Below are 24820 nucleotides of genomic sequence, written 5' to 3'. Positions count from 1 at the left end.
ACGGGTTATCCGGCGGACATGCTGGAGCTCGACATGGATGTCGAGGCGGATCTGGGGATCGACTCGATCAAGCGGGTCGAGATCATGGGTGTGCTCCAGGAGCGGTTTGCGGTCGACACCGCCGCCGGTCCGGAGCAGCTGGGTGAGCTGCGGACGCTGCGTCACATCGTCGACTTCATGGCCGGGACGGACGAGCCCGCGGGCACCGTCGCCGCAGCGCAGGCTCCGGCCGCCGCCACGGTCGAGCCCGCCGCCGCCGAGCCCAAGCGGTCCGCCCGAATCGGCCGCGCCCAGGCCGCTCTGGTCACCCTCCCCGAGCCGGACCGCCTGGTCGAGGCCTACCCGCAGGGCGCCGGCGCGCTCGTGGTGGACGACGGCGGCGAGCTCGCCCCGGTCCTCGTCGAGCAGCTGGCGGACGCGGGCTGGAAGGTGCACGTGCTGCGCCTGCCCGGTGTCGCCGAGCGCGCCTCGGGCGTGCTGGACCACGCCCTGTCGAGCTGGGGCGTGACCGAACTCGCCGCCCGCGTCGAGGAGGTGCTGGTCGACGGGATCAACCTGGTGCTCGACCTCACCACCACCCCGGACACCGACTGGGCCGACGGCGTGCGCCGACTGGCACACACCCTGCTGGTGGCCAAGTACGTGGTCGAGCCGCTGACCACCGCCGCGGCCTTCGGCCGGGCCGCCTTCGTGACCGTCACCCGGCTTGACGGCGCCTTCGGCCTGCACGGTGTGGCCGAGGAGTCGGCGCCGGCCGGTGGCGTGGCCGGCCTGGTCAAGACGCTGGCGGTGGAGGCTCCCGAGCTGTTCTGCCGCGCCGTCGACCTGGCCCCCGGGCTGGACGCGGCGACCGCGGCCGCCGCGGTCCTGGAGGAGCTGCACGCGGCCGGGGCCGAGCCGATCCAGGTGGGCCGGGACGGCGTCCGGCGGGTCGGCCTGACGCTGGCCGAGCAGCCGCTGACCGCCCCGGGCCGGGTCGCCGCGCCGCTCGGCACCGAGGACCTGCTGGTGGTCACCGGCGGCGCCCGCGGGATCACCGCGGCCTGCGTGACCGAGCTGGCCCGCCGGCACCGTCCGGGGCTGCTGCTGCTCGGCCGCACCCCGCTGGAGGAGGAGCCGACCTGGGCGGCCGGCGTGCCGGACGCCGCGCTGAAGGCCGCCGCGGCCGCCGGACTGAAGGCGGCGGGCGAGAAGCCCACCCCGAAGCGGGTCGAGCAGCTCTTCCGCACCGTTGTGGGCATCCGCGAGATCAACGCCACCCTGGCCGAGGTGCGGGCTGCCGGCAGCCAGGTCGAGTACCTCCCGGTGGACATCACCGACGCGGCCGCCACCGCCGCCGCCCTCGCCCCCTACCGGGAGCGGATCACCGGTCTGGTGCACGGCGCCGGAGTGCTGGCCGACCAGCTGATCGCCAACAAGAAGGCCTCCGAGATCGAGCGGGTCCTCGCGCCGAAGCTGTCCGGGCTGCGCTCGGTCACGGCCGCGCTGAACGCCGACTCGCTGCGCCACGTGGTGCTCTTCTCCTCGGTGGCCGGGTTCTTCGGCAACCGCGGCCAGTCGGACTACGCGATGGCCAACGAGGTGCTCAACGCCTGGGCGTCGTCCTGGAAGCAGCGCCACCCGCAGGCCCGGGTCACCTCGCTGAACTGGGGCGCCTGGGACAGCGGGATGGTCTCCCCGGAGATCAAGGCGCTCTTCGAGGAGCGCGGTCTGGTCCTGATCCCGGTGCGGACCGGTGCGGAGATGTTCGTCGAGCAGTTCGCCGACGAGCGCGCCGACGACGTGGTGACCGTGCTCGGCCCGACCACCCCGCTCTCCGAGCGGGAGGCGGCGGTGCCCGCCTCGGCTGTCACCGTCGAGCGCCGGCTGGGCTCGCTGGCCGACGACCCGATCGTGACCGACCACGTGATCGGAGGCGAGCCGGTGCTCCCGGCAGCGGTCGCGCTCGGCTGGGCGATCGGCGCGGCGGAGCGGGTCAGCGGTGTCCCGGTGGGGCGGGTGCGTGACTTCGCGGTGCAGAAGGGGATCGTCTTCGACGGCGGCCACCCCGACATCTGCCGCCTGGTGCTGACCCCGGCCGGGGACGCGATGCAGGTGGCGATCCGCTCGACCGACGCGGACGGCGCCCTGCGCCCGCACTACGCGGCCGTGGTCGACCTCTCGGCCGCGCCGGCCGAGGCGGTCCTGGCCGGTGAGCTGCCCGCACTGGGCGGCGGGCGGGACGCCGCAGGGTTCTACGCCGACGGCACCCTCTTCCACGGTCCGTCCCTGCGCGGGGTGAGCCGGGTGCTGGCCGAGTCCCAGGAGCGGCTGGTCCTGGAGTGCGAGCTGCCCGAACACCGGCCGGCCGACGGCGCCTTCGCCGGCTCCCGGTTCGCGCCCGGCACCGCCGACCTGCTGCTCCAGGCGGGCCTGGTCTGGGTGAAGCTCTTCCGCGACACGGCCGGACTGCCGCTCTCGGTCGGCCGGGCCGACCTGCACCACCCGCTGCCCGACGGCGAGCCGTTCCTGGTCGTGGTCGAGCCGGCCGCGGGCAACGGCGGTAGCGGGGCCGCGTCCCTGACCATCACCGCCTGCGCCCCCGACGGTCGGGTGCTGACCCGCCTGGACGGTGTCTCGGTGGTCTCGGCTCCCCAGCTGGCGGCCAAGTTCGTCAGCAGCTGACCGCCCGCGTCCGACCGACGGATGAGACCCGGTCGGTCCGGTCGGCGCAAGATCGCGCCCGCCGGCCGGACCGACCGCCCCCAGAAGGGACACCCCAAGCTCCGATGAGCAAGTACGCCATCGTCGGCCTCTCCTGCCTGTTCCCGGGAGCGCAGACCCCGGCCCAGTTCTGGCAGAACCTCCACGCCGGTACGGACAGCCGACGGGACGGGGGCGAGGAGGTCTTCGGCCCCTCCCTCGACGCCCGGGACACCGACCCGCAGCACGGCATCTACTGCCGTCGGGGCGGCTTCGTCACCGACTTCGACTTCGACCCCTCCGGCTACCTCCTCGACCCCGACCGGCTCTCCCGGCTCGACCGGATCTTCCACTGGTCGCTGCACGTGGCCCGGGAGGCGCTGCGCGACAGCGGCAACGCCGACCGGCCCGAGGTGCTGGCCCGCACCGGGCTGATCCTCGGCAACTACTCCTTCCCCACCCCGACTTCCGCGAAGGTCAGCGTCCCGCTCGCGCAGGAGGCGGTGCTGGAGGGCCTGCGCCTGGCGCAGCTGCCCGCCCTGGACGGACTCGCCCCGGGCACCGCGCTGGTCGACCGCGACGGCCTGCAGCCGCAGGACCTGCGGGTCAGCGGCTCCCCGGCCGGCCTGGCCGCCACCGCCCTCGGGCTCGGCGGCCCCCGCTACGCCCTGGACGCCGCCTGCTCCTCCGCCCTGTACGCGCTCAAGCTGGCCTGCGACCACCTCGCGGCCGGCCAGGCCGACCTGGTGCTGGCCGGCGGGGTCTGCGCCCCGGACCCCACCCTGATCCACCTCTCCTTCTCCGACCTGCACGCCTACCCGGAGGACGGGTTCAGCCAGCCGTTCGACGACCGGTCCGGTGGCATCCTCACCGGCCAGGGCGCGGGTATGGTCGCGGTCAAGCGGCTCGCGGACGCGGTGCGCGACGGGGACCGGATCTACGCCGTGGTAGACGGCATCGGCCTGTCCAACGACGGCAGCGGCCGCCACCTGCTGGTCCCGCAGAGCGGCGGCCAGCTCGACTCCTACGAGCTGGCCTACGCCGGAGCGGGGATCGACCCGGCGGGCATCGACTACCTGGAGTGCCACGCCACCGGCACCCCGATCGGGGACGCCACCGAGGCCGAGTCGGTGGCCGCGTTCTTCGGCGAGCGGGGCAAGGTGCCGCTGATCGGCTCGGTCAAGGGCAACATCGGTCACCTGCTCACGGTGGCCGGACTGAGCAGCCTGCTCAAGGTCGTGCTGGCCATGGCGAACGGGCACATCCCGCCGACCATCGGCGTGGACCAGCCGGTGCGATCCAAGGACGGCCGGGTCGGCGACGAGGTGCTGGTGCGCACCGTGCGGCCGTGGCCGCAGGGCGACGGGCCGCGCCGGGCGGCGGTCTCCGCCTTCGGCTTCGGCGGCACCAACGCGCACGTGGTGCTCTCCCAGCCGCAGGCGGACCCGCAGTCGGACTCGCAGCCGCAGCCCGACGCCGCGGAAGCCGAGCCGGTGGCCGCACTGCCCGCCCTCGACGTCATCGGCCTGGGCGCGCACTTCGGCTCGTTCGACTCGGTGGAGGCCTTCGAGCAGGCCGTGCACGCCGGTGCCGACTCGCTGGGCCCGCTGCCCGAGCGGCGCTGGCGCGGCCTGGAGCAGACCGTCGGCGGCTCGCTGGAGCGCGCCGCCGGCGTCGGCCCGGAGGCACTGCCGCACGGCGCCTTCGTGGACGCCGTGGGCATCGACCCGGTGGACCACAAGATCCCGCCGGCCGACCTGCGCACCTACAACCTCCAGCACGCGCTGGCCACCAAGGTGGCCGACGAGGCGCTGCACGACGCCGGATTCAGCCGCGCGGTGCCGCCGGGCCGCAGCACGCCCGAGCCGCGCCGGATCGCGGTGGTGGTGGCGATGGAGATCGAGCCCTACACCCACGCCCGGCTCACCCGCCACGGCCTGGGGGCCTTCCTGCGCCGGGAGTTCGACCGGGCCGGGCTGGAACTCACCGAGGAGCAGCTCGCCGCGATCGCCGCGGTGGGCCGGGACGCGGTGGTCGACCCGATTGTCGCCAACGAGGTGCTCAGCTACATCGGCAACGTGATGGCGAGCCGGATCTCCTCGCTGTGGAACCTGACCGGCCCCTCGTTCACCGTCTCCTCCGACGGCTCGGGCACCGCCGAGGCGCTGGAGATCGCCCGGCTGCTGCTGCTCGACCCCGACATCGAGGCGGTGCTGGTCGGCGCGGTGGACCTGGCCGGCTCGGCGGAGAACCTGCTGCTGCGGCCCGAAGTGGTCGCCGAGGCGGGCCTGACCTTCGGCGAGGGCAGCCAGGGGCGGCGGATCGGCGAGGGCGCCGGTGCCGTCGTGGTCACCCGGCCGGGCAACCCCGCCCACCGCAGCTACGCCCGGCTGGACGCGGTCGCCGTGCGGCACGCCGCGCCGGTGGACGGGGAGCTGCCGGAGGCCGCCACCGAGTCGCTGGTGGCGGCGGCCGAGGCCGCGCTGGCCGAGGCCGGGGTCACGGCCGCGGACATCGGTTACCTGGAGGCGCACGCCGGCGGCAGCGCCGCCGCCGACCGGGCCGAACTCGCCGCGCTGGCCCGGGTCTACCCGGCCGGCGGCGGCAGCGTGGCGCTGGGCAGCGCCAAGGCGCAGGTCGGCGACACCGGGTGTGCGGCGGCCATGGCCGGACTGATCCGGACCGTGCTCTGCCTGCACCACGGCTACCTGCCCGGCACCGGCTCCTGGCGCCGCCCGGCCCCCGAGCTGGCCGAGGCGTTCGCCGCCTCCGCGCTATACGTCCCGCAGGCGTCCCGGCCGTGGCTGCGCGCCGCCAAGGGAGCCCGCCGGTACGCCGCGCTCGACCTGATCGGCTCCGGCGGGGCCCACGGCCACCTGGTGCTGTCCGCCGAGGCCACCCGCGGCGCCGTCGCCCCGAGCGACTGGCAGCGGGCCGGCGGCCCCGCGCTGCTGCCGCTCGCCGCCGACACGCTGGACGAACTGCTCGCCTCGATCGAGCGGCACCGCGAGCTGCTGGCCCAGGGCGCCGATCCGTACCGGCTCGCCCGCGAGGCGGTACGGGCGATGCCCGGCAAGCAGCTGCGCGTGGTGCTGGTCGGCACGGACGCCGCCGAGCTGCGGCTGCAACTGCAGCTGGCCGCCCGCGACCTGCCGACCGCGCTCGCCAAAAGCGGCGAGTGGGCCACGCCGGTGGGGTCCTTCTTCACGGCCCGTCCGATCGGCCCGGAGGGCAAGGTCGCGCTGGTCTACCCCGGCGCCTTCAACTCCTACCCGGGGCTCGGCCAGGACTTCTTCCGGGCCTTCCCCGGCCTGCTGGACCGGTTCGAGGAGCAAGCGGACGAACCCGCCCGGCTGCTGCGCGCCGAGCTGCTCTACCCGCGCACCCAGGTCGCCCCCCAGCGGCGCGACCTGATGCAGCTGGAGGCACGGCTGGGCGAGGACATCCCGTTCATGCTCGCCACCGGCACCAGCTTCGCCATCCTCTACACCGAGCTGGTCCGCGAGGTGCTGGGCGTCCAGGCACACGGCGGCTTCGGCTACAGCCTCGGCGAGAGCAGCATGCTCTTCGCCACCGGGGGCTGGCAGTCCGGCGGCCGCCGGGACGACCTGATCAGCGACACGCCGATCTTCAAGGACCGGCTCTGCGGCCCGCGCCGGACCGTGCGCGAGCTGTGGCAGCTGCCGGAGCAGACCCCGGACAAGGACATCTGGGCCACCTTCGTGCTGCTCACCGGTGAGGAGCAGGTCCGGGACGCTCTCGCCCGCCACGACCGGGTCCACCTCACCCACGTCAACACCCCCGGGGAACTCGTCATCGCCGGCGACCCGGCCCAGTGCGCCGCGCTGATCGCGGAGTTGGGCTGCCCGGCGGCGCGCTCCCCGGTCAACGTGGTCATGCACAACCCGGTGGTGGACGCGGAGCTCGACGGCCTTGCCGGGCTCAACAGCTACCCGACCGGGTCCTTCGGCGACCTGCAACTGTTCAGCGCGTACGACTACGAGGCGCTGGCCGACCTGGACCGCGAGCGGGTCGCCCGGCGGATCGCGCACACCCTGCGCTCCACGATCGACTTCCCGCGCCTGGTGCGCACCGCCTACGACCGCGGGTTCCGCTACTTCATCGAGGTCGGGCCCAGCGCCACCTGCTCGCGGTGGGTGCGCGACACGCTCGGCGACGCGGCGCACGTCGCGGTCCCGATCGACCGCCGCGGTGTGCCGGCCACCAAGTCCGTCGCCCAGCTGGTCGCCCGACTGGTCGGCCACGGCCTGCCGGTGGACCTGATGGCGCTGCTGGGCCAGGATCCGGAGCCCGGTTCGGCCCGCTCCGCCGCCCGCACCGGCCGCGCCACCCGGTTCCGGGTGGGCGGCGGCGACCCGATCCCGGCCCGGATCGCCCGCGGGCTGACTGCGGCCGCCCCGGCCGCCGGGCTGCTGCCGCAGACCCGTCCGCATGCCGTCCCCGTCCTGTCCGTTCCGCCGGAGGAGCCAGCGCTCATGCCCGCCGACCCGACTCTCGCCGACCCGGAGGTCATCGCCTTCGACGGCGATCCGATTACCTTCCTGCCGTGGGCGTCGCCAGCGCCCGCGGGCCAGGCTGCCCCGGCCCCGCTGGCCGCGGTGGCCGTCTCGACCGAGGCCGCCGCCGAACGGCTGCTGCCCGCGACCAGGCCCGTCGCCGCGGCTTCGGCCCCGGCTCCGGTCGCGCCCGCTGCCGCCGCTGCTCCTGCCGCCGCGGTGCCGGCCGCCGCTCCGGGAGCGAGGCCCGCCGCCGAGCTGGTCCGGGAGCTGCGCCGGCAGATGCTCGCCACCCACTCGGTGGCGATGGAGACGCAGCGCATCCTCCAGACCGCCACCCTGAGCCGGGCCGAGGCACTGCTCGACACCGCGCCCGCGGCCGCCCGGCCAGCCCCGGCACAGCCCGCGCCGGCCCCCGAGGCCGCCCACCCGGCGCTGCCCGCCCCGGCCGCCGTGCCGCAGCCCACCGCCCCGGTCGCCGCGCTGCAGCCGACCCCGGCCGCCGCCCCCGCGCCGGTCGTGCACACGCCGGTCCCGCTCACCCCCGCCGCCGGCTCCGGCCCCGCGGCCGCGCGCTCCGGCGTGATCTGGGACGAGGCGGACCTGCTGGAGTTCGCCACCGGCTCGGTCGCCAAGGTCTTCGGCCCCGAGTTCGAGATCATCGACACCTACGCCAAGCGGGTGCGGCTGCCCGCCCAGCCGTACCACTTCGTCACCCGCGTCACCGCGCTGTCCGGTGAGACCGGCGTCTTCAAGCCCGCCACCATCACGACCGAGTACGACGTGCCCGAGGACGCCTGGTACGCCGTGGACGGCGGCGTGCCGCCGGCGGTGACGGTCGAGGCCGGACAATGCGACCTGCTGCTGATCAGCTACCTGGGCATCGACTTCAGGAACAAGGGCGAGCGGGTCTACCGGCTGCTGGACAGTTCGCTGATCTTCCACGGCCCACTGCCCCGTACCGGCCAGACGCTGCGCTACGACATCTCCATCGACCGCTTCGTGCACCAGGGCGACACCACCATCTTCTTCTTCAGCTACCTCTGCTACGCCGACGGCGAGTTGATCCTGGAGCTGAAGGACGCCTGCGCCGGCTTCTTCTCGCAGGCCGAGCTGGACACCCCGCTCGGCGTGGTGATCACCGAAAAGGAGCGGGCCGCTCGCGCCGCGCTCACCAAGGGCACCTTCAAGCCGCTCGCCCACACCGAGAAGAACCACCTGACCACCGCTGACCTGGAGTTGCTGGCCCACGGCCGCCCCGGCGACGTCTTCGGCCCGCACCACGCGCAGGCGCCGGGGATCAACCCGGCGCTGCGGCTGCCGGACGAGCGGCTGCGGATGGTGGACGAGGTGACCATCGACCGCACCGGCGGCCCGCGCGGGCTCGGCACCCTCAGCGCGGTCAAGCATCTCCAGCCGGACGCCTGGTACTTCGCCTGCCACTTCCCGGACGACCCGGTGCTGGCCGGCTCCCTGGTGGCCGAGGGCGCGGTCCAGCTGCTGCAGATCTACCTGCTGCACCAGGGCATGCACCTGACGCTGCCCGACGCCCGGTTCCAGTGCATGACCGACCTGCAGATCGACGTCCAGGTCCGCGGCCAGATCACCCCGGAGCACAGCGAGATCCGCTACGAGGTCGAGGTGATGGAGCTGACGCTGCTCCCGCGCCCCTCGGTGGTCGCCGACATCCTGGTCTACCTCGGCGACAAGCCGGTCATCCGGATGCGCAACCTCGGCCTGCAGGTCCGCGAGAAGGAGGGCACCCCCTACCGCCCGGAGGTCGGCGGCTTCCCCGTCTTCCTCGGCCGGACCAACCGCAACGGCGAGCCCGCCATGATCAACGAGATGCACCTGGCGCACGCCGCCAAGGGCGACCTCGGCATCGCGATGGGCCCGGAGTTCGACATCTACCGCACCAGCCGGGCGCCCTACATCCCCAACGGCGACTTCCAGTTCGTCGACCGCGTGATGTCGCTCAGCGGCACCCGCGGCGACCTGAGCCCCGGCTCGGTGATGGTCTGCGAGTACGACTCGCCGGCCGACGCCTGGTACTACCAGCAGAACTCCCACCCGCACATGCCGAACTGCGTCTACATGGAGAGCTCCCTCCAGGCGGCCATCTTCCTCGGCTACTACCTCGGCGCCACGCTCAAGAAGCCCGACGAGAAGTACGCGATCCGCAACCTGGACGGGCGGGCCACCCTGGTCAAGGACATCGACCTGCGCGGCAAGACCATCCGGCACACCTCCAAGCTGCTGATGACCAGCGCCGTCTCCGGGGCCGTGCTGCAGAACTTCAGCTACGAACTCTCCGCCGACGGCGAGGTGTTCTACACCGGCGAGTCGCTCTTCGGCTACTTCAGCGACGCGGCGCTGGCCAACCAGGTGGGCCTGGACAACGGCGAGTACCTGCCGCCGTGGATCGAGCGCGAGCAGGTGCCGGCCGAGCGCGTGCGCCGGATCGAACTGCCCGCCGACGCGCCCGCCTTCACCGACCCCACCGGCGGTCACCTGCACCTGCCGGGCGGCCACTTCGCGCTGGTCGACCGGGTCGACCTGGTCGCCGACGGCGGCCGGCACGGCCGGGGCTACCTGTACGGCCGGCGCCAGGTGCGCCCCGACGAGTGGTACTTCGACTGCCACTTCCACCGCGACCCGGTGATGCCCGGATCGCTCGGCGTGGAGGCGGTCCTCCAGGCACTGCGCCTGTTCGTGCTGGAGCAGAACCTGGCCGAGGGCATCGAGCGGCCCCGGTTCGCGATGGCCACCGATGTCGAGATGAGCTGGAAGTACCGCGGCCAGATCCTGCGCCACGACGGCGAGATGCAGTTCGACGCGCACATCAAGGAGGTGCGCCGCGAGGAGGGCCGGCTGCTGGTGATCGCCGACGCGGACCTGTGGAAGCCGGGCCTGCGCATCTACGAACTCACCGACGTGGCCATCGAGGTCCGGCCCGGCGCTGGCGCCTGACCGCCTTCGCCCACCCGAGCTCGCACAGCCGATGGAGAACCGAGGACCCATGGACAACCGCGACATCCCGCTCCGCTGGTACGGGGAGCGATACCCGAGCACCGACCCGGCTGGGATCTACCAGGTGCTGGCCGACCTGGACGAGCACTGTGCCGTCGTCGTCACCCCCGAGGGCATCGGGGTCGTCTCCGGCGGCTCGGTGGCCGTCGGCGGCGAGGGCCTGCCGCTGCTCGCCGCCGCCGCGCCGCTGCCCCCGCACCGGCTCGGCTCGGCCGCCTTCCAGGCCGCGCACGGCGTCCGGCAGCCGTACATGGCCGGCGCGATGGCGGGCGGGATCGCCTCGGCCGACCTGGTGATCGCCTTGGCCAGGGCGGGCTTCCTGGCCTCCTACGGCGCGGCCGGGCTGCTGCCCGAGACGATCGGGAAGGCGCTGGCCCGGTTCGCCGCCGAGATCCCGGGACTGCCGTACGCTGTCAACCTGATCCACAGCCCCAGCGAGGACCGGCTGGAGCGGGAGGCGGTGGAGCTGTTCCTGCGCCACGGGGTGCGCTGCGTGGAGGCCTCGGCCTTCATGGGCCTCACCCCGCACGTGGTCCGCTACCGGCTGGCCGGGCTGCGCCGGGACGCGGCCGGCCAGGTGGTGGCCGAGAACCGGCTGATCGCCAAGGTCTCCCGGGCCGAGACCGCCGAGCGCTTCATGCGCCCGGCCCCGGCCGCCCTGGTCACCACCCTGCTGGAGCAGGGCCTGATCACCGCCGAGCAGGCCGCGCTCGCACACCACGTCCCGCTGGCGGACGACATCACGGTGGAGGCCGACTCCGGCGGCCACACCGACCGGCGCCCGCTGCCGGCGCTGTTCCCGCCGATCCTGCGGCTGCGCGACACCGTGCAGCGCGAGCACCGCTACGCCGTGCCGATCCGGGTCGGCGCGGCCGGCGGGCTGGGCACGCCGGTGGCGGTGGCCGCGGCCTTCGCGATGGGCGCCGCGTACGTCGTCACCGGCTCGGTCAACCAGTCCTGCCTGGAGTCCGGGGCCTCCCCGGCCTCCAAGGCGCTGCTCGCCGAGGCCGGCATCGCCGACTGCGAGATGGCCCCGGCGGCCGACATGTTCGAGATGGGCGTGGAGCTCCAGGTGCTCAAGAAGGGCACCCTCTTCCCGATGCGGGCGCAGCGGCTGTACCAGCTCTACCAGGCCTACGACGGCCTGGAGGCGCTGCCCGCCGCCGAGCGGGGCAAGCTGGAGCAGCAGATCTTCCGGCGGCCGCTGGAGGACGTCTGGCAGGAGTGCGTGCGCTACTTCGAGCGGCGCGACCCCGAGCAGCTGGCCCGCGCGGCGGGCAACTCCAAGCGCCGGATGGCGCTGGTCTTCCGCTGGTACCTGGGGATGTCCTCGCGCTGGGCGGTCACCGGCGAGGCGGACCGCACCATGGACTACCAGATCTGGACCGGCCCGGCGATGGGCAGCTTCAACGACTGGGTGACCGGCAGCTACCTCAAGACCCCGGGCAACCGCCGGGTCGCCGAGGTGGCCCACCATCTGATGCGCGGCGCCGCCTTCCACACCCGGCTGGCCCAGCTGCGCAACGCCGGGGTGCACATCCCGGCGCCCGCCGCCGACTACCGCCCGGTGCCGCTGGAGGCCCCGGTCCTGGGCAGCTCGGCGGGCACCCGGTGAGCGCCACCCCACCGGGCGCCGACCGGCCCGCCGCCCTCACCCCCGAGGCGCTGGAGCTGCTGCTCGGCGACCCGGCCGACGCCGCCAACCCGTACGGCTTCGCGGCGGCCGTGGCCCGCGACGAGCACGACGAGTTCCCCGAGGACCTGTGCGAGGCGCTGCGCCAGGCCGGTTTCCACCTCAACTACCTGCCCCGGGAGTGGGGCGGCACCTTCGAGTCCTTCGACCGCAGCCTGACCCTGGTGCGGGCCGCCGCCCGCCGGGACGTCAACGTGATGCCCGGCACCATGTTCAGCATCATCGCGGCGACCTGCCTGCAGCTGCACGGCAGCCAGGAGCAGCAGCGGCGGGCCGCGGAGATCCTGCGCCGCGGCGGCGCCGTGGCCTTCGCGCTGACCGAGGCGGAGCACGGCAGCGATCTGCTCGCGGGCGAGGTCCGGCTCTCCCCGGACGGGCTGCTGGACGGCGAGAAGTGGATGGTGGGCCTCGGCCAGCGCTGCGAGGCGGTCTACGTGGTCGCCCGCACCGGCGAGCGCGGCCCGGGTGCCTTCTCGGCCGTGCTGCTGGAGCCGGCCGAGCTGCCCGCGGACCACTTCGCCCGGCTGACGGCCCCCCGCACCGGCGGGATGCGCGGCATCGACTTCGCCCGGCTGCGCTTCGACGGCCTGCCGGTGCCAGAGGGGGCACTGGTCGGCCGGCGCGGCGAGGCGCTGGAGATGGCCGTCAAGGCCCAGCAGGCGGTCCGGCTGATGAGCATGGCCGGCAGCCTAGGCTGCGCCGACACCGCGGTGCGCCTGACTCTGGACTTCGCGCAGACCCGCCGGGTCGGCCGCACTGTCCTCACCCAGGCGCCGTACTCCCGCCGCGAGTTGGCGGTGGCCTCGGCGGCTCTCCTGGCCGCGGACGCGGTGGCGCTGTCCGCCGCGCGCGGGGTGCACGTGGTGCCGGAGGTATTCAGCGTCTGGGGGCTGGCGGCCAAGCACGTGGTGGCCGACGCCTCGGACGACCTGATCCGGCGCTGCGCCTCGGTGCTCGCCACCCGCTCGGTGCTGCGCGACGGGCTGTTCCAGAAGCTCCAGCGCGACTCGACGGTGGTGCGGGTGATCGATGCCAGTGCGCTGGCCAACCTGAAGTCCTTCGCCGGCCAGCTGCCCACCCTGGTCGAGCGGGCCGCCGACCACACCGGGCCCACCGAGGAGGCCGAGGCACAGCTGCGGACGATCTTCACGCTCGACGCGGAGCTGCCGCCGTACGTCCCGGCCCGGCTGGACCTCTTCGCCCGGGGCGTGGACCCGGTGCTGGACGGGCTGCCGCAGGCGGCCGACGAGCTGGCGAAGGAGGCGGCGGCGGACCCGACCGCCGCGGGCATCACCGCTCTGGTCGAACAGTTGACCGAGACGGTGGCCGGGCTCGGCGCGCGCTCCGCGGCGGCCCGGCGGCCCGGCGCCGACCCGAACGCGCTGGTGGACCTGGCCGAGCGGTACAGCTGGCTGCACGCCGCCGCCAGCTGCGTCCAGCTGTGGCGGGCCAACCGCCACCGCTCGCTGTACGGCACCGAGCCCGGCTCGACCGGCTGGCTGGGTGCGGTGCTCGGCTACCTGCTCGCCCGCGCGGACGGGACGGACCCCCGGCAGTACGGGTCCGTGCTGCTGCCCGCGCTCGACGCCGTCGCTGCGCTGCGCGACGGTGACCGGTTGTTCACCGCGCTGCCCGTCCGGCTCGCCGTCACCCGAGAGGAATCCTGATGCCCAAGGCCGATCTGACCGCGCTGGCGGCCCGGCTCGAAACGCATCTCGGCGACCCGCACGACCCGGGCAGCCGGATGCCGTTCACCAAGATCATGGAGCACGACGAGCGCGAGCAGTACCCGCACGCCTTCGTCAACGACCTGCGCCGCTGGGGCGTGCCCGAGTACGCCCTGCCCGCCGCCCAGGGCGGCCGGGCGGGCGACGTGGAGGCCGAGTTCAACCTGGTGCGGCTGATCGCCCGCCGGGACCCGACCACCGCCACCGCGATGATCATCACCAACCTCGCCTTCATGCCGGTGTGGATCGGCGGCAGCGAGGAGCAGAAGCGGGCCGTGGTGGAGGCCGTCAAGCACGGTCTGCGGCTCTCCTGGGGGCTGTCCGAGCGCGGCCACGGCAGCGACCTGCTGGCGAACGAGATGACTGCCCGGAAGGTCGACGGCGGCTACCTGCTGACCGGCGGCAAGTGGCTGATCGGCAACGCCACCCGGTCCGACGGGATGTGCGTCTTCGCCCGGACCGGTGAGCGCGGCGGCCCCGGTGGCTTCTCGATCTTCGTGCTGGAGAAGCGCCGGACGCCGGTCGGCTCGGTGGTCGAGCTGCCCGGTGAGCGGCTGCACGGCCTGCGCGCGATGGACATCAGCGGAATCGAGGTCGACGAGGTCTTCGTGCCCGACTCGGCCCTGGTCGGCACCGAGGGCCAGGGCCTGGAGATCGCGATCAAGGCCACCCAGACCGCCCGCGCGCAGATCAGCAGCATCGCGCTGTCGGCCGTCGACACCGGGCTGCGGCTCACTCTCGACTTCACCGAGGGCCGGGTGATCCTGGGCAAGGCGGTCAGCGACATCCCGTACAGCAGGCGCCAGTTGACCGAGGTCTTCGCGGACCTGATGGTCTGCGACGCGGTCAGCCTGGGCGCGGTGCGCGCGCTCCAGGTGGTGCCGCAGCAGGCCAGCGTCTGGTCGTCGGTGGCGAAGTACTTCGTGCCGACCGTACTGGAGCAGACCATGTCGCAGCTCAGCGTGGTGCTGGGCGCCCGGTTCTTCCTGCGCGGCCACCCGCACTACGGCGTCTACCAGAAGATGCTGCGCGACCTGCTGGTGGCCAACTTCGCCGACGGCAACACGGTGGTGAACCTGCGCAACCTCGGCAGCCAGCTGGAGGGCCTGCTGGCCTCGGCCACCGGGGCGGGCGAGGAGGTCCGGGCCGCCGCCGCCGAACGGGCGGCCGTGCTCTACGGGATCGACCGGGCCATGCCGCCCTACCAGCCCTGGGAGCAGGAGTTGCACAGCCGGGGCCTGGACGACGCGCTGCTCGCCGCACCGGACGGGCTGCGCCGGCTGCGGGCGCTGGCCGAGGAGGCCAAGGAGGAGGAGCGGGAGCGGCTGCTGCGCGCCGCCGCGGTGGCCGAAGAACTGCTCGCCCAGGCCGGTCCGCTGGCCGAGCGCAACGCCGCGCTGCGGGCCGAACTGGGCCGGGAGTACGGGCAGTCGGCCGAACTCTTCGACCTGGCCAAGGAGTACTGCCTGCTGCACGCCGCGGCCGCCTGCGTGCTCACCTTCGTCCACTCGCACGGCGCCCTGGACGACCCGCTGCCGAGCGGTGCGCTGCTGCTGCTCCAGCTCGAACGGTTGCGCCGACAGTGGTACCCGCACCAGGCGGTGACGGACCCGGGCGTGATCGACGAGGTGATGCGGGTGCTGCGCCACCTGTACCGCGAGAACCAGCTGTTCTCGCACTGGCAGTTCCCGCTCGCGGAGCGCACCGGCGACCTGTCCGCCGCCCGCGACTGACGACCGATGACCGAGGACCGAGCAGTGTGAGGGAGGAGGTCGGTGTGACCAGGCGGGCGATCCGCTCCGACGCGGTCGACCTGTGGCTGCTGCCCGAGCACGCCGTGGCCGCCTTCGCCGCCGAACTGGGCGGGCTCGCGCTGCTCACCGACGAGGAGCGGGCCCGGCACGAGCGGCTGCGCACCGCCGGCGCCCGGCGCCGCTACCTGGGCGCGCGGCTGCTCTCCCGCCACGCGCTCAGCGCCCGCACCGGCCGTCCGCCGGACGGCTGGCGGTTCCGGCTCGGCGAGTTCGGCCGGCCCGAGCCGGAACCGGAGTGCGAGGGCGTCAGGTTCAACCTCTCGCACACCGACGGTCTCATCGCCTGCGTGGTCACCCAGGACCGCGCCTGCGGTGTGGACGTGGAACGCGCGCCGGCCGACCCCGGGTCGGCCGGCCACCTCAGCCGCCACTTCGCCGCCGCCGAACGCGCGGAACTGGCCGCCCTCGAACCCGCGGCGCGCCACGCCAGGCTGAGCGAGCTGTGGGTGCTGAAGGAGTCGTACCTCAAGGCCCTGGGCACCGGGATGACCCGGGGACTCGGCGGGTTCCGCTTCCGGGGGCCCGCAGCCGGCCGGATCACCGTTGAGGACTTCGAGCAGCCCGCGGACGCCGGCGACCGCTGGTGGTTCGACCTGCTGCATCCCGGCCCGGAGCACGTCCTGGCCGTCGCCATCGAGCACGGGCGCCCCGGCGCCCTGCGCTGTACCGAGCTTTCGCCCATTCCCACCGGACTGTGAAGGACACAGCCATGCTGCTGAACCCCACCCCCCGCCCCCGCGTCGCCGTCGTCGGTGCCGGTGTCGCCGGGATTTCCGCCGCCTACCACCTGCGTGAGCACGCCCAGATCACCATCTTCGAGCGGGAGGACCGCCTCGGCGGCCACGCCAACACCGTCGAGGTCGAGGAGAACGGCCGGATCCTCGGCATCGACACGGCCTTCGTCGTCTTCAACCGCCCCGCCTACCCGAACCTCTTCCAGTTCTTCGAGGAGCTGGGCGTGGGCGCCGTGCAGCACCTCGGCGGCTTCAACTTCTTCGGCCTGGACAGCGGCCTGGAGTACGGCACCAGCGAGCTGGAGTGGAGCGAGGAGGAGGTGGCGGCCAAGTACGGCGACAAGTACCCGCAGTTCCTGACGATCTGGCGCGAGGCCCACCGCTTCCACACCGAGGGGCGCAAGGACTTCGTGCGCAAGCTCGCCGACATCCCGCTGGGAGAGTACCTCGACCGCGGCGGCTACAGCGAGGAGTTCCGCCACTCCTACGTCATCCTGCTCGCCTCGGCGGTCTGGTCGGTGCCGGCCGAGCTCATCTGGGAGATGCCCGCCGCCACGGTGATCGCCTTCTTCCTGGGCCACGACGAGGGCGGCCTCGGCGGCCGCCGGGTCGACTGGCGCACCGTCAGCGGCGGCTCCATCTCCTACGTCCGCAAGGCGATCGCCGCCATCGGCGCCGAGCTGCGCACCGCCGAGCCGGTCATCGGCATCCGCCAGGACGCCGACTCGGTCACGGTGACCACCGCGAGCGGCAGCGAGACCTTCGACTACGTGGTGCTCGGCGCCCACGCCGACGAGTCGCTCGCCCTGCTGGAGAACCCCGGCGAGCGCCAGCGCGAGGTGCTCACCCCGATCCGCTACAACGGCTCGCGGGTCATCCTGCACACCGACGCCTCGGTGATGCCGGGCGACCGCAGCCGCTGGGAGGCGTGGAACTACGGCAAGGTGGCGGTCGACGGCGGCGAGGCCCGCACCTACGTGGCGTATTACATGAACAAGCTGCACGGCTTCACCGCGGAGAAGGACTACTTCGTCACCCTGGACTACCCGGGCGAGGTCGACCCGGAGACCGTGATCGCCGAGTTCCCGTACACCCACCCGATCATCGACGTGCGGGTGCGGGAGCTGCAGAAGGACATCTACCGGGTCAACGAGGGCACCCGGGTGAAGCTCTGCGGCTCGTACTTCCACTCCAAGGCGCTGCACTGGGACCAGATCGGCTCGCACGAGGCGGCCTACTCCTCCGGCATGGAGGCCGCGGCCCAGCTGCTGCGCGAGCTGCCGGGCCGGTGAGCCGCGACCGGTCGGGCACCCCGTCACCGAAGGAAGCGCTGGAGGAACCGATGGCGGCGCTGACCCAGGAGCCGAAGGCGCCGTCACTCGAAGGCTGGGACATCGCACGGGTCGGCGAGTTCGACGGGATCCGGTGGATCCCGTGGGGCCCCGGCGGAAAGGCCCGAGCCAAGATCCTGGCCAGGGCCGATGGCTACCACATCGCGCTGGTCGAGGGTCAGCCCGGCTACCGGACCGAACCGCACGTCCACGAGTACGCCGAGTTCCTCTACGTGATCAGCGGGACCATGCACAACCAGGGCGTGCCGATGAGTACTGGGGACGTCTTCGCGGCGTCGGCCGGCTCGGTGCACAGCGATTTCGTCGCGGACACCGCGGTGACGTACCTCTCCATCTTCAAGCTCCCGCCCGGTGCCGAGCTGCCGGGCGGCGAGAAAGCCTGACTCTCGTCCGGTTCGGCCCACCGCACCTCGACCAGTGTCACACTCCGATTCCGGTCCGCTCGGCGGCCGGCGCCGAAAGGCAGGTACGGGACATGGCTCTGTGGAACACCGTCCGAGGGGGGACGGTCGCCAGCGAGCGGCACCAGCAACTCACGTTCAACCTGGTGGAGTTGTTGTGCCTGGGGCTGGGAGTCCACCCGGACGTCCACCCGGGTGAGGAGGAGCCACCGCAGCACAGGGAGAACGAGCGGGTGGACGTCGAGCGGTGATACCGGCGCCCGCCGCGTCCGCGGGGCGGTCAGCCGCCGTGCCGCACCGCGGACTCGTGCTCCTGGGCCATCCTGCGCAGCGCCAGCAGGGCCGGCTCCAGCAGGATCGTCAGCAGGACGGCTCGCTCGGCCTGTTCGAGCGAGTCGTCCGTGTTCCTCAGCTGGTCCAGGTCCAGTGCAGCGGTCTGCTGGGCGAGCTCCGCGTACGGGATCAGGGTGCGCCAGCTGAAGTCCGCGCCGAGCGAGCGCAGCGTCTCCAGGGTCTCGGCGATCACGCTCCGGGCAGGGGCGTGCTCCGAGAGCTGCCACCCCATCTGCGCCACCAGGGCGTCCACGTCGGACATGCCGGGCTCGTCGTCGGGCTCATCGTCCTTGTCCACGGGCCTGGCGCCGAGCACGAGTCCGAGTACCTGGTGCACGTCGGCCTCGTGCTCGGAGACCGCGCTCAGCACCTCCCGGGTGGCGTTCACGCTCAGTCCGCGGATTCCGATCAGGGCTCTGATCAGCCGCAGTCGCCGCAGGTGCGCCTCGCTGTACTCGGCCTGGGTCGCGGAGGTGGCGCGCCCCGGGGGCAGGAGCCCCTCGCGCAGGTAGAACTTGATGGTCGCGTTCGGGACCCCGCTGCGGCGGGTCAGCTCGGAGATTCGCAATTCGTCCTGCCCTCGACTGGCATCGGCTACGGCCACATGGTCTCGATCTAGATACTGCCATGTCCTTTCTGTAGATACTGCCACTCGCCAGCTGGGAGGGCGAGGCCTGCCGGCCGAGGCCCGGCCGCGGCCGTCGAGAGCGGGCGCGGGAGCGCCAGGGGCGCCGGTGGCGGGCCCGGGCTGGTGTGTGCCCCAGGTCTGGAAGTTGGCGGCGCACTTGACTAGCCATTGGGTACTGACGCTGTCTAATATAGACACCGTCACTCACCAAGTATGAAGGCGGGCGTACGGTGCCAACTCTTCCCTGGACGATTCCGAACCCGGCCACGCCGAACACTCGAGCGTTCGTCATGGCATCCCGCTTCGAGGTGCGGTCCTTCGCCGATGTGCCGCGCTTCTTCCTGAAGTCGTTGTCGGCGTGGCGTCAGGTCAGGTCTGCACCGGGCGCGTTGGGCGCCTCGCTGATCGCCCAGCCGCTGAAGCGGACCTTCTTCACGCTCTCCGCGTGGGAGGGGCGTGACGCCCTTTACGCCTACGCCAAGGCGGAGCCGCACCGCAGCATCATGAACGGCCTGCGCTCCACCATGCGGGACTCGACGTTCACCTTCTGGGAGGCGCCGGTGGAGGAGTTGCCGATCGCCTGGGAGAACGCCAAGCGGCGCCTCGCCGAGCAGGCGCGGCTGGACTCCGCCAGGGGCGGCGCCGGCCGCTGACCGGGCGTCCGCCCCTAACTCCGTGCTCCCTGTCCCCCCCTACACGGCACCCGGGCCCGCCCCACCGGGCGCCGGCGCCCGCCGGTGATGCCCCCTCCTGTCCTCATCCAGCACTACCGCGCGTTCCGCGGAGGTTCCGCGGGGCGGTCTCCAGTAAGGAGTGTCATGAGCATGACCAATAACTCGGGTGGGGCCCTGCCACCCGCGGGCGCTGGCGGTCGCCACATCCCGGTCTGGCTGTCGATCGTCGCCTGCAGTGTGCCCATGTTCATGGTGGCGCTCGACAACCTGGTCGTGTCGACGGCGCTGCACACGCTCGCCATCGAGCTCGACGCCGGCACCCAGGACCTCCAGTGGTTCGTCAACGCCTACGTGCTGAGCTTCGCCTGCCTGCTGCTCACCGGAGCCGCGCTGGGCGACCGCTTCGGCCGGCGGAAGATCTTCCTGGGCGGCATCGCCGTCTTCACGCTCGCCTCGATCGGCTGCGGGCTCTCCGAGACCGCGAACGAGCTGATCTTCTGGCGGGTCATCGAGGGCTTCGGCGCCTCCGCCGTGATGCCGCTCTCGATGACCCTGCTGGCCGCCGCCGTGCCGGCCAAGCGTCGCAGCCTGGCACTGGGCCTCTGGTCCGCCTTCAGCGGCCTGGCCATCGCGCTGGGCCCGGTGGTCGGCGGCGCGGTGGTGGACGGCCTCGCCTGGCAGTGGATCTTCTGGATCAACGTGCCGGTCTGCGTCATCGCCATCCCGCTGGTGGTCTTCGCGCTGAAGGAGAGCAAGGTCGCCGACACCCACCTGGACCTGCTCGGCATGCTGCTGGCCACCGTCGGCCTGGTCGCCGTGGTCTGGGGCATCGTCAACGGCCAGGAGGACGGCTGGACGTCGGGCCGCATCCTGGGCGCCTTCATCGGCGGCGGGCTGCTGCTGCTCCTCTTCGTGCTCTGGCAACTCCGCGCCAAGCACCCGCTGCTGCCGCTCAGCCTCTACCGCTCCCGGTCCTTCGTGCTGACCAACATCGTCTCCGCCAGCATGTACTTCGGGGTCTTCGGCTCGATCTTCATGCTCTCCCAGTACCTCCAGATCGCGCCGCACCGGACCCCCCTCCAGGCCGGTGTGCTCACCCTGACCTGGACCCTGATGCCGATGGCCATCGCGCCGATCGCCGGGGCCATCACCGACAAGGTGGGCGGCGGGCGCCTGATGGCGCTGGGCCTGTTCCTCCAGGCGGTGGGCCTCGCCTGGATCAACCTGGAGGCCACCTCGAACACCCCCTACTCCCACCTGGTCGGCGGGATGCTGCTCGGCGGCGCGGGCATGGGCTTCGTCTTCGCGCCCACGGCCTCCGTGGTGCTCGCCTCGGCCGGTCCGGAGCAGCAGGGCAAGGCCTCCGGGGCCAACGCCACCGTCCGGGAGATCGGCGGCGCGCTCGGCATCGCCGTCCTCAGCACGGTCTTCGCGCACAGCGGCAGCGCCCGCAGCCCGCAGACGTTCGTCGACGGGCTGCACCCGGCGACCTGGGTCGGCGTCTGCGTGGTGGTGGTCGGCGGACTCTGCGCCCTGGGCATCCCGCGCAAGCCGCGGTCCGTCGCGACCGCCGACGCCCCCGGCACCGCCGCTGACGGGGAGTCGGCCCGCGGTCTGCGATCCGTGACCTCGACGTCGGTCTGATGCACTTCCCCGGCCCATCCCATGAGGTGCGCCGTCCGTCGCTGGGCGGCGCACCTCACCGAGACCTGACCACCCAGCGGAGGCGCGCATGAGGATGACTGCTGATCTGCGCAGAGCATCCGTGTTGCGCGCGGCTGTCAGGGAATTCTCCCGACGGGGGTTGTACGGCACATCGACCGATGTGATCGCGCGCAGCGCCGGAGTCTCCCAGCCGTACCTGTTCCGGCTCTTCCCAGGCAAGAAGGCGATCTTCCTGGCGGCTTCGCGGTACTGCTTCGAGCGGATCTCGGAAGCGTTCGAGACCGCGGCCCGCGACCTGGCCGGCGAGGCGGCGATGCACGCCATGTGGCGCGCCTGGGAGGAGCTGATCGAGGAGCCCGAGCTGCCGATGATGCAGAGCCAGGTTTGCGCGGCGGCCTGCGGCGACCGCGAGATCGCCCTCCAGGCGGCCGCGGGCTGGCAGCGGGTCTGGGAGATCGTGGACAAGGGCACCGGACTGCCGCGGCCGGCTGTGGCCCGGTTCTTCTCCCACATGGCACACGGCAGCCTGCTCGTCTCGCTCGAACTCCCGGACGACCTCGCCCACCCGGCCGGACCGGACCGCGGGCGACGGCGAACGACCCCATCGAGCCCGGCTCTCCACCGGGCGCCGGCCCTACACCCGGCTGGTGACTCGGGACCGCCCAACACCGGCACGCTGGTCGCCGGTCGGCTTCTCCAGCTTGACTGTCTTCCAACGCAGTTGACGCAACAGCTCGGGTCCGACTCATGTCTTGTCGGCGAAGTCAGGCCGTGGCCCGCACCACCAAGCCTCACGGACAACACGAATACGGAGACCTGATGTCCCGCGACATCCAAGACGCTGCCGACACCCACCGGCATCAGATACGGCGCACTCGGCGCGCCATCCACGCCGTCACCGCGGTGGCGGTCCTGCTCTCGGCCGCCGTGGGCGCCGAGGCGATCGCGGCCTCACCAGCGGACGTTCCGCAGCCGCCCTCGACGGCCGACCAGGAGAAGGGCATGCGGGCGGGTCTGCCGTTCCACGACCCGGTCTCGGCCGAGACGGACGGCACGGACCCGCACCTGACCATCGACCTCGGGGCAGCCCGTACCCGGTTCGACGTCTCCGGGCGCGAGGTCTACGGCGACTCCTACAATGGCGCGTTCGTCGCGCCAACCATCAAGGTGGCCCCGGGGGCGATCGTCACCATCCACCTCGTCAACCACCTGCCGGTCGCCACCAACCTGCACTTCCACGGTCTGCACGTCTCCCCGGAGGGGCAGTCCGACGACCCGTTCCTGTGCGTGGCACCGGGTCAGTCCACCACGTACAAGCTGGCGGTCCCCGGCGACCACCCGCAGGGCACCTTCTGGTACCACAGCCACGCGATGGGCACCACCTGCCCCGCGCCGGATGCCGGGAGCATGGCCGGCATGGCCGGCATGGCCGGCATGCCCGGCGCCGTGGAGAACCAGGTCTTCGCCGGCCTGTCCGGCGCCCTCATCGTCGGCGACGACCGCACCCTGCTGCCGAAGCCGCTGCGGCACATCGAGGCGCACACCCTCGTCCTCAAGGACGTCCAGCTCGACCCCAGCGGGCACATCCTGCAGAACAGCGACACCACCTCGATCAACTCCGGCAACCCGACCGTGCGCCTGGTCAACGGCCAGCTGCGGCCGGTGCTGTCGATGAAGCCGAACGAGACCCAGCTGTGGCGCCTCGCCAACGCCGGGGCCGACATCTTCTACCAACTCCGGCTCGACGGCTACCACTTCACCGTCATCGGCGAGGACGGCACCCCCGTCGCCGAGGTCACCACCCCCGACACCCTGCTGCTGCCCCCCGGCAAGCGCTACGACGTCCTCGTCACCGCCGGCCCCCACCCCGCCCAGACGACGCTGCGCACCACCGCCTACAGCAACGGCCCGCAGGGCGACTCCTACCCGGACACGGAGATCGCCACGGTCAAGGTCGCGGGCGACCCCGTACACCGGCTGGCGGATGTCACCGGAGCCATCCCCACCGCCCCGGCCGACCTCTCCGCGGTGCCCATCGCCCAGCAGCGGACCCTGGACCTGTCCGAGAGTGCGGACGGAAACACCTTCTACATCAACGGCAAGCAGTTCGCGATGGACAGCTCGGTCTTCGCGACCCCTGCCAAGGTCGGCACGGTCGAGGAGTGGACCATTGTCAACCACTCCGGCGAGGACCACCCCTTCCACCTGCACACCAACGCCTTCCAGGTGGTGTCCGTCAACGGCGTGGCCCAGCCCTACACCCACCGGCAGGACACCATCCCCGTGCCGCACGCGGTCGACGGCGTGCCGGGCAAGGTCGTGATGCGGGTCGCCTTCGCCGACTACCCGGGCAAGTGGATGTTCCACTGCCACATCGCGGCCCACGAGGACAACGGCATGATGAGCTACATCGACGTCGTCCGCTGACCAGTATCGCTGCTGTCACGCGAATCGGCACCCTAGAGTGGCGAGGGACTGGCGTTCGAGCCGCGGACCTCTTTACTGCCCTCGCCAGGTCCGACACCGAGAACCCAGCTATCCGTGCGCTTGCCGCCCGAAAACTCATGGCCTACGACGACCGGAGTCAACTGACTGCGCGTCATGTCCTCGGCAAGCTGATCACTCGGCATGACCTTCCCACGCTCCTGACGATCCAGCTATGCATGGAGCTGGCCCAGGCGGGTGAGCGTGCCCAGCCGCTCACCCGCCTTGCTTTGCTGGGCGGGTTGATGCCGAAGGCCAGGGGAGTCTCGTACGACGCTTCGTTGACGCGGATGATCCGGAGTCCGGGGAGGTCTGCAGGGGTTCGGGCCGGGCTGGGCAGGGCCATGCTGCAGTCCTCGCCGGGGAGGCGGAGCTGGTTGGGGGTGATGTGGCTGTTCAGCAACCAGGACCAGGTGTCGTTCGGCGCAGGGATGGGCGCGGGCGAGGAAGAGCCGGGGGGTGTGGGAGTCGATGGCCAGGGCCTGGGTGATGAAGTCGGTCAGTTGGCTGCGCTCGCGTGAGGGGATTCGGCCTCGCCCCGCTGTGAGCGCTCGGGGGAGGTCCTGGGAGCGGCGCCGCCCCACTGATTGGCCGTCACCGGCGGCCCTGAGCCGGGAGCTCTTGTTGAACGAGATCGTGCAGATTGAGCCAGTCGTACCAGGCCGGGCGACGGGTGTGGCTGTAGAGATCACGCGGGTGGCCGCCGTGGCTGTCGTGCTGGTGACTGTGCTGCTGGTACACCGTGAGCTCGACGCCACCACGGGGGCCCTGGTGGGCGCAGGTTTCGGGCTTCTCGGCCCGCAACATCGGCCCGGAGTGGGGTGAAGACCTGGGCCCGTCGTCGCGTTGGCGAGGGCGGGCCCAGTGGTCCGTCCTCCGGGTATGCCTCGATTGGGTGGGGGTGTACGAGGCCGGCCGAACACGACTCGACAGCCCCGCCAATCCGTCAGCCCCTGCGGACTCGCCGAGCGTCGCCGCGCCGGCCGCCAGGCTCACCACGAACAACTCCAGCAGCGTGGCGAACAGCCCACCCGAGCCGCCAGGTCCGCCGAACCGCTGAACCGAGCCCGGCGACCGGCACCAGGT

Annotated in this window: 16 protein-coding genes; 15 read left to right on the top strand and 1 reads right to left on the bottom strand. The window is 72.7% G+C overall.

From position 1 onward, the window contains the following. The 9 genes from ACFQ87_RS05185 to ACFQ87_RS05145 all read left to right on the top strand — a co-directional run. A partial coding sequence (locus ACFQ87_RS05185; protein ID WP_380609201.1) for an SDR family NAD(P)-dependent oxidoreductase occupies nucleotides 1-2664 on the top strand: 2664 nt, incomplete at its 5' end. 104 nt (nucleotides 2665-2768) lie between these two features. Next, nucleotides 2769-10169 (top strand): beta-ketoacyl synthase N-terminal-like domain-containing protein, encoded by a 7401-nt coding sequence (locus ACFQ87_RS05180; protein ID WP_380609200.1) that lies wholly within the window; start codon nucleotides 2769-2771, stop codon nucleotides 10167-10169. A 49-nt stretch (nucleotides 10170-10218) separates the two neighbouring features. Beyond that, nucleotides 10219-11844 (top strand): PfaD family polyunsaturated fatty acid/polyketide biosynthesis protein, encoded by a 1626-nt coding sequence (locus tag ACFQ87_RS05175; protein ID WP_380609199.1) that lies wholly within the window; start codon nucleotides 10219-10221, stop codon nucleotides 11842-11844. Then, nucleotides 11841-13589, top strand: a complete 1749-nt coding sequence (locus ACFQ87_RS05170; protein WP_380609198.1) for an acyl-CoA dehydrogenase family protein — start codon at nucleotides 11841-11843, stop codon at nucleotides 13587-13589. The genes ACFQ87_RS05175 and ACFQ87_RS05170 overlap by 4 nt, the downstream gene beginning before the upstream one ends. Further along, entirely contained in the window at nucleotides 13589-15382 is a 1794-nt protein-coding gene (locus tag ACFQ87_RS05165) for an acyl-CoA dehydrogenase family protein (RefSeq protein WP_380609197.1), read from the top strand. The genes ACFQ87_RS05170 and ACFQ87_RS05165 overlap by 1 nt, the downstream gene beginning before the upstream one ends. Before the next feature lie 44 nt (nucleotides 15383-15426). Continuing rightward, entirely contained in the window at nucleotides 15427-16161 is a 735-nt protein-coding gene (locus tag ACFQ87_RS05160) for a 4'-phosphopantetheinyl transferase family protein (protein WP_380609196.1), read from the top strand. An 11-nt stretch (nucleotides 16162-16172) separates the two neighbouring features. Then, nucleotides 16173-17489: an NAD(P)/FAD-dependent oxidoreductase gene (locus ACFQ87_RS05155; RefSeq protein ID WP_380609195.1), complete on the top strand. Its 1317-nt coding sequence runs from the start codon at nucleotides 16173-16175 to the stop codon at nucleotides 17487-17489. Nucleotides 17490-17539: 50 nt separating this feature from the next. After that, nucleotides 17540-17932 (top strand): cupin domain-containing protein, encoded by a 393-nt coding sequence (locus ACFQ87_RS05150; protein ID WP_380609194.1) that lies wholly within the window; start codon nucleotides 17540-17542, stop codon nucleotides 17930-17932. A 92-nt stretch (nucleotides 17933-18024) separates the two neighbouring features. Then, complete coding sequence (locus tag ACFQ87_RS05145; RefSeq protein WP_380609193.1) at nucleotides 18025-18201, top strand: hypothetical protein; 177 nt, start codon at nucleotides 18025-18027, stop codon at nucleotides 18199-18201. Between the two features lie 29 nt (nucleotides 18202-18230). On the opposite strand, the gene ACFQ87_RS05140 is transcribed toward ACFQ87_RS05145, so the two are convergent. After that, on the bottom strand, nucleotides 18231-18851 hold the full coding sequence (locus ACFQ87_RS05140; protein ID WP_380609192.1) for a MerR family transcriptional regulator: 621 nt from the start codon (nucleotides 18849-18851) through the stop codon (nucleotides 18231-18233). A gap of 290 nt (nucleotides 18852-19141) precedes the next feature. Between ACFQ87_RS05140 and ACFQ87_RS05135 the strand changes: the two genes are divergently transcribed. The 6 genes from ACFQ87_RS05135 (at nucleotide 19142) to ACFQ87_RS05110 (ending at nucleotide 24559) form a co-directional block, all read left to right on the top strand. Further along, nucleotides 19142-19564, top strand: a complete 423-nt coding sequence (locus tag ACFQ87_RS05135; protein ID WP_380609191.1) for a DUF3291 domain-containing protein — start codon at nucleotides 19142-19144, stop codon at nucleotides 19562-19564. 165 nt (nucleotides 19565-19729) lie between these two features. Next, complete coding sequence (locus ACFQ87_RS05130) at nucleotides 19730-21229, top strand: MFS transporter (protein WP_380609190.1); 1500 nt, start codon at nucleotides 19730-19732, stop codon at nucleotides 21227-21229. Nucleotides 21230-21317: 88 nt separating this feature from the next. Then, nucleotides 21318-22070 (top strand): TetR/AcrR family transcriptional regulator, encoded by a 753-nt coding sequence (locus ACFQ87_RS05125; protein WP_380609189.1) that lies wholly within the window; start codon nucleotides 21318-21320, stop codon nucleotides 22068-22070. Next, nucleotides 22070-23677: a multicopper oxidase family protein gene (locus ACFQ87_RS05120; protein WP_380609188.1), complete on the top strand. Its 1608-nt coding sequence runs from the start codon at nucleotides 22070-22072 to the stop codon at nucleotides 23675-23677. Before ACFQ87_RS05125 ends, ACFQ87_RS05120 begins: the two co-directional genes overlap by 1 nt. A gap of 137 nt (nucleotides 23678-23814) precedes the next feature. Continuing rightward, the gene (locus ACFQ87_RS05115; protein ID WP_380609187.1) at nucleotides 23815-24255 is read left to right on the top strand and encodes a hypothetical protein; all 441 of its coding nucleotides are present in this window, start codon (nucleotides 23815-23817) and stop codon (nucleotides 24253-24255) included. Nucleotides 24256-24358: 103 nt separating this feature from the next. Continuing rightward, nucleotides 24359-24559 (top strand): hypothetical protein, encoded by a 201-nt coding sequence (locus tag ACFQ87_RS05110; RefSeq protein ID WP_380609186.1) that lies wholly within the window; start codon nucleotides 24359-24361, stop codon nucleotides 24557-24559. Nucleotides 24560-24820 lie beyond the last annotated feature (261 nt).

The sequence above is a fragment of the Kitasatospora sp. NPDC056531 genome, assembly GCF_042794375.1.
Classification (GTDB): domain Bacteria; phylum Actinomycetota; class Actinomycetes; order Streptomycetales; family Streptomycetaceae; genus Kitasatospora.
The sequence above is the reverse complement of the archived record's forward strand: the minus strand, read 5'-3'. Positions and strand labels throughout refer to the sequence as shown.

Excerpts from the sequence above, each read along its gene's own strand:
- ACFQ87_RS05165 (WP_380609197.1), top strand. The coding sequence starts at position 13,589 with ATGCCCAAGGCCGATCTGACCGCGCTGGCGGCCCGGCTCGAAACGCAT.
- ACFQ87_RS05175 (WP_380609199.1), top strand. The coding sequence starts at position 10,219 with ATGGACAACCGCGACATCCCGCTCCGCTGGTACGGGGAGCGATACCCG.
- ACFQ87_RS05125 (WP_380609189.1), top strand. The coding sequence starts at position 21,318 with ATGAGGATGACTGCTGATCTGCGCAGAGCATCCGTGTTGCGCGCGGCT.
- ACFQ87_RS05120 (WP_380609188.1), top strand. The coding sequence starts at position 22,070 with ATGTCCCGCGACATCCAAGACGCTGCCGACACCCACCGGCATCAGATA.
- ACFQ87_RS05145 (WP_380609193.1), top strand. The coding sequence starts at position 18,025 with ATGGCTCTGTGGAACACCGTCCGAGGGGGGACGGTCGCCAGCGAGCGG.
- ACFQ87_RS05115 (WP_380609187.1), top strand. The coding sequence starts at position 23,815 with ATGGCCTACGACGACCGGAGTCAACTGACTGCGCGTCATGTCCTCGGC.
- ACFQ87_RS05155 (WP_380609195.1), top strand. The coding sequence starts at position 16,173 with ATGCTGCTGAACCCCACCCCCCGCCCCCGCGTCGCCGTCGTCGGTGCC.
- ACFQ87_RS05150 (WP_380609194.1), top strand. The coding sequence starts at position 17,540 with ATGGCGGCGCTGACCCAGGAGCCGAAGGCGCCGTCACTCGAAGGCTGG.
- ACFQ87_RS05180 (WP_380609200.1), top strand. The coding sequence starts at position 2,769 with ATGAGCAAGTACGCCATCGTCGGCCTCTCCTGCCTGTTCCCGGGAGCG.
- ACFQ87_RS05130 (WP_380609190.1), top strand. The coding sequence starts at position 19,730 with ATGAGCATGACCAATAACTCGGGTGGGGCCCTGCCACCCGCGGGCGCT.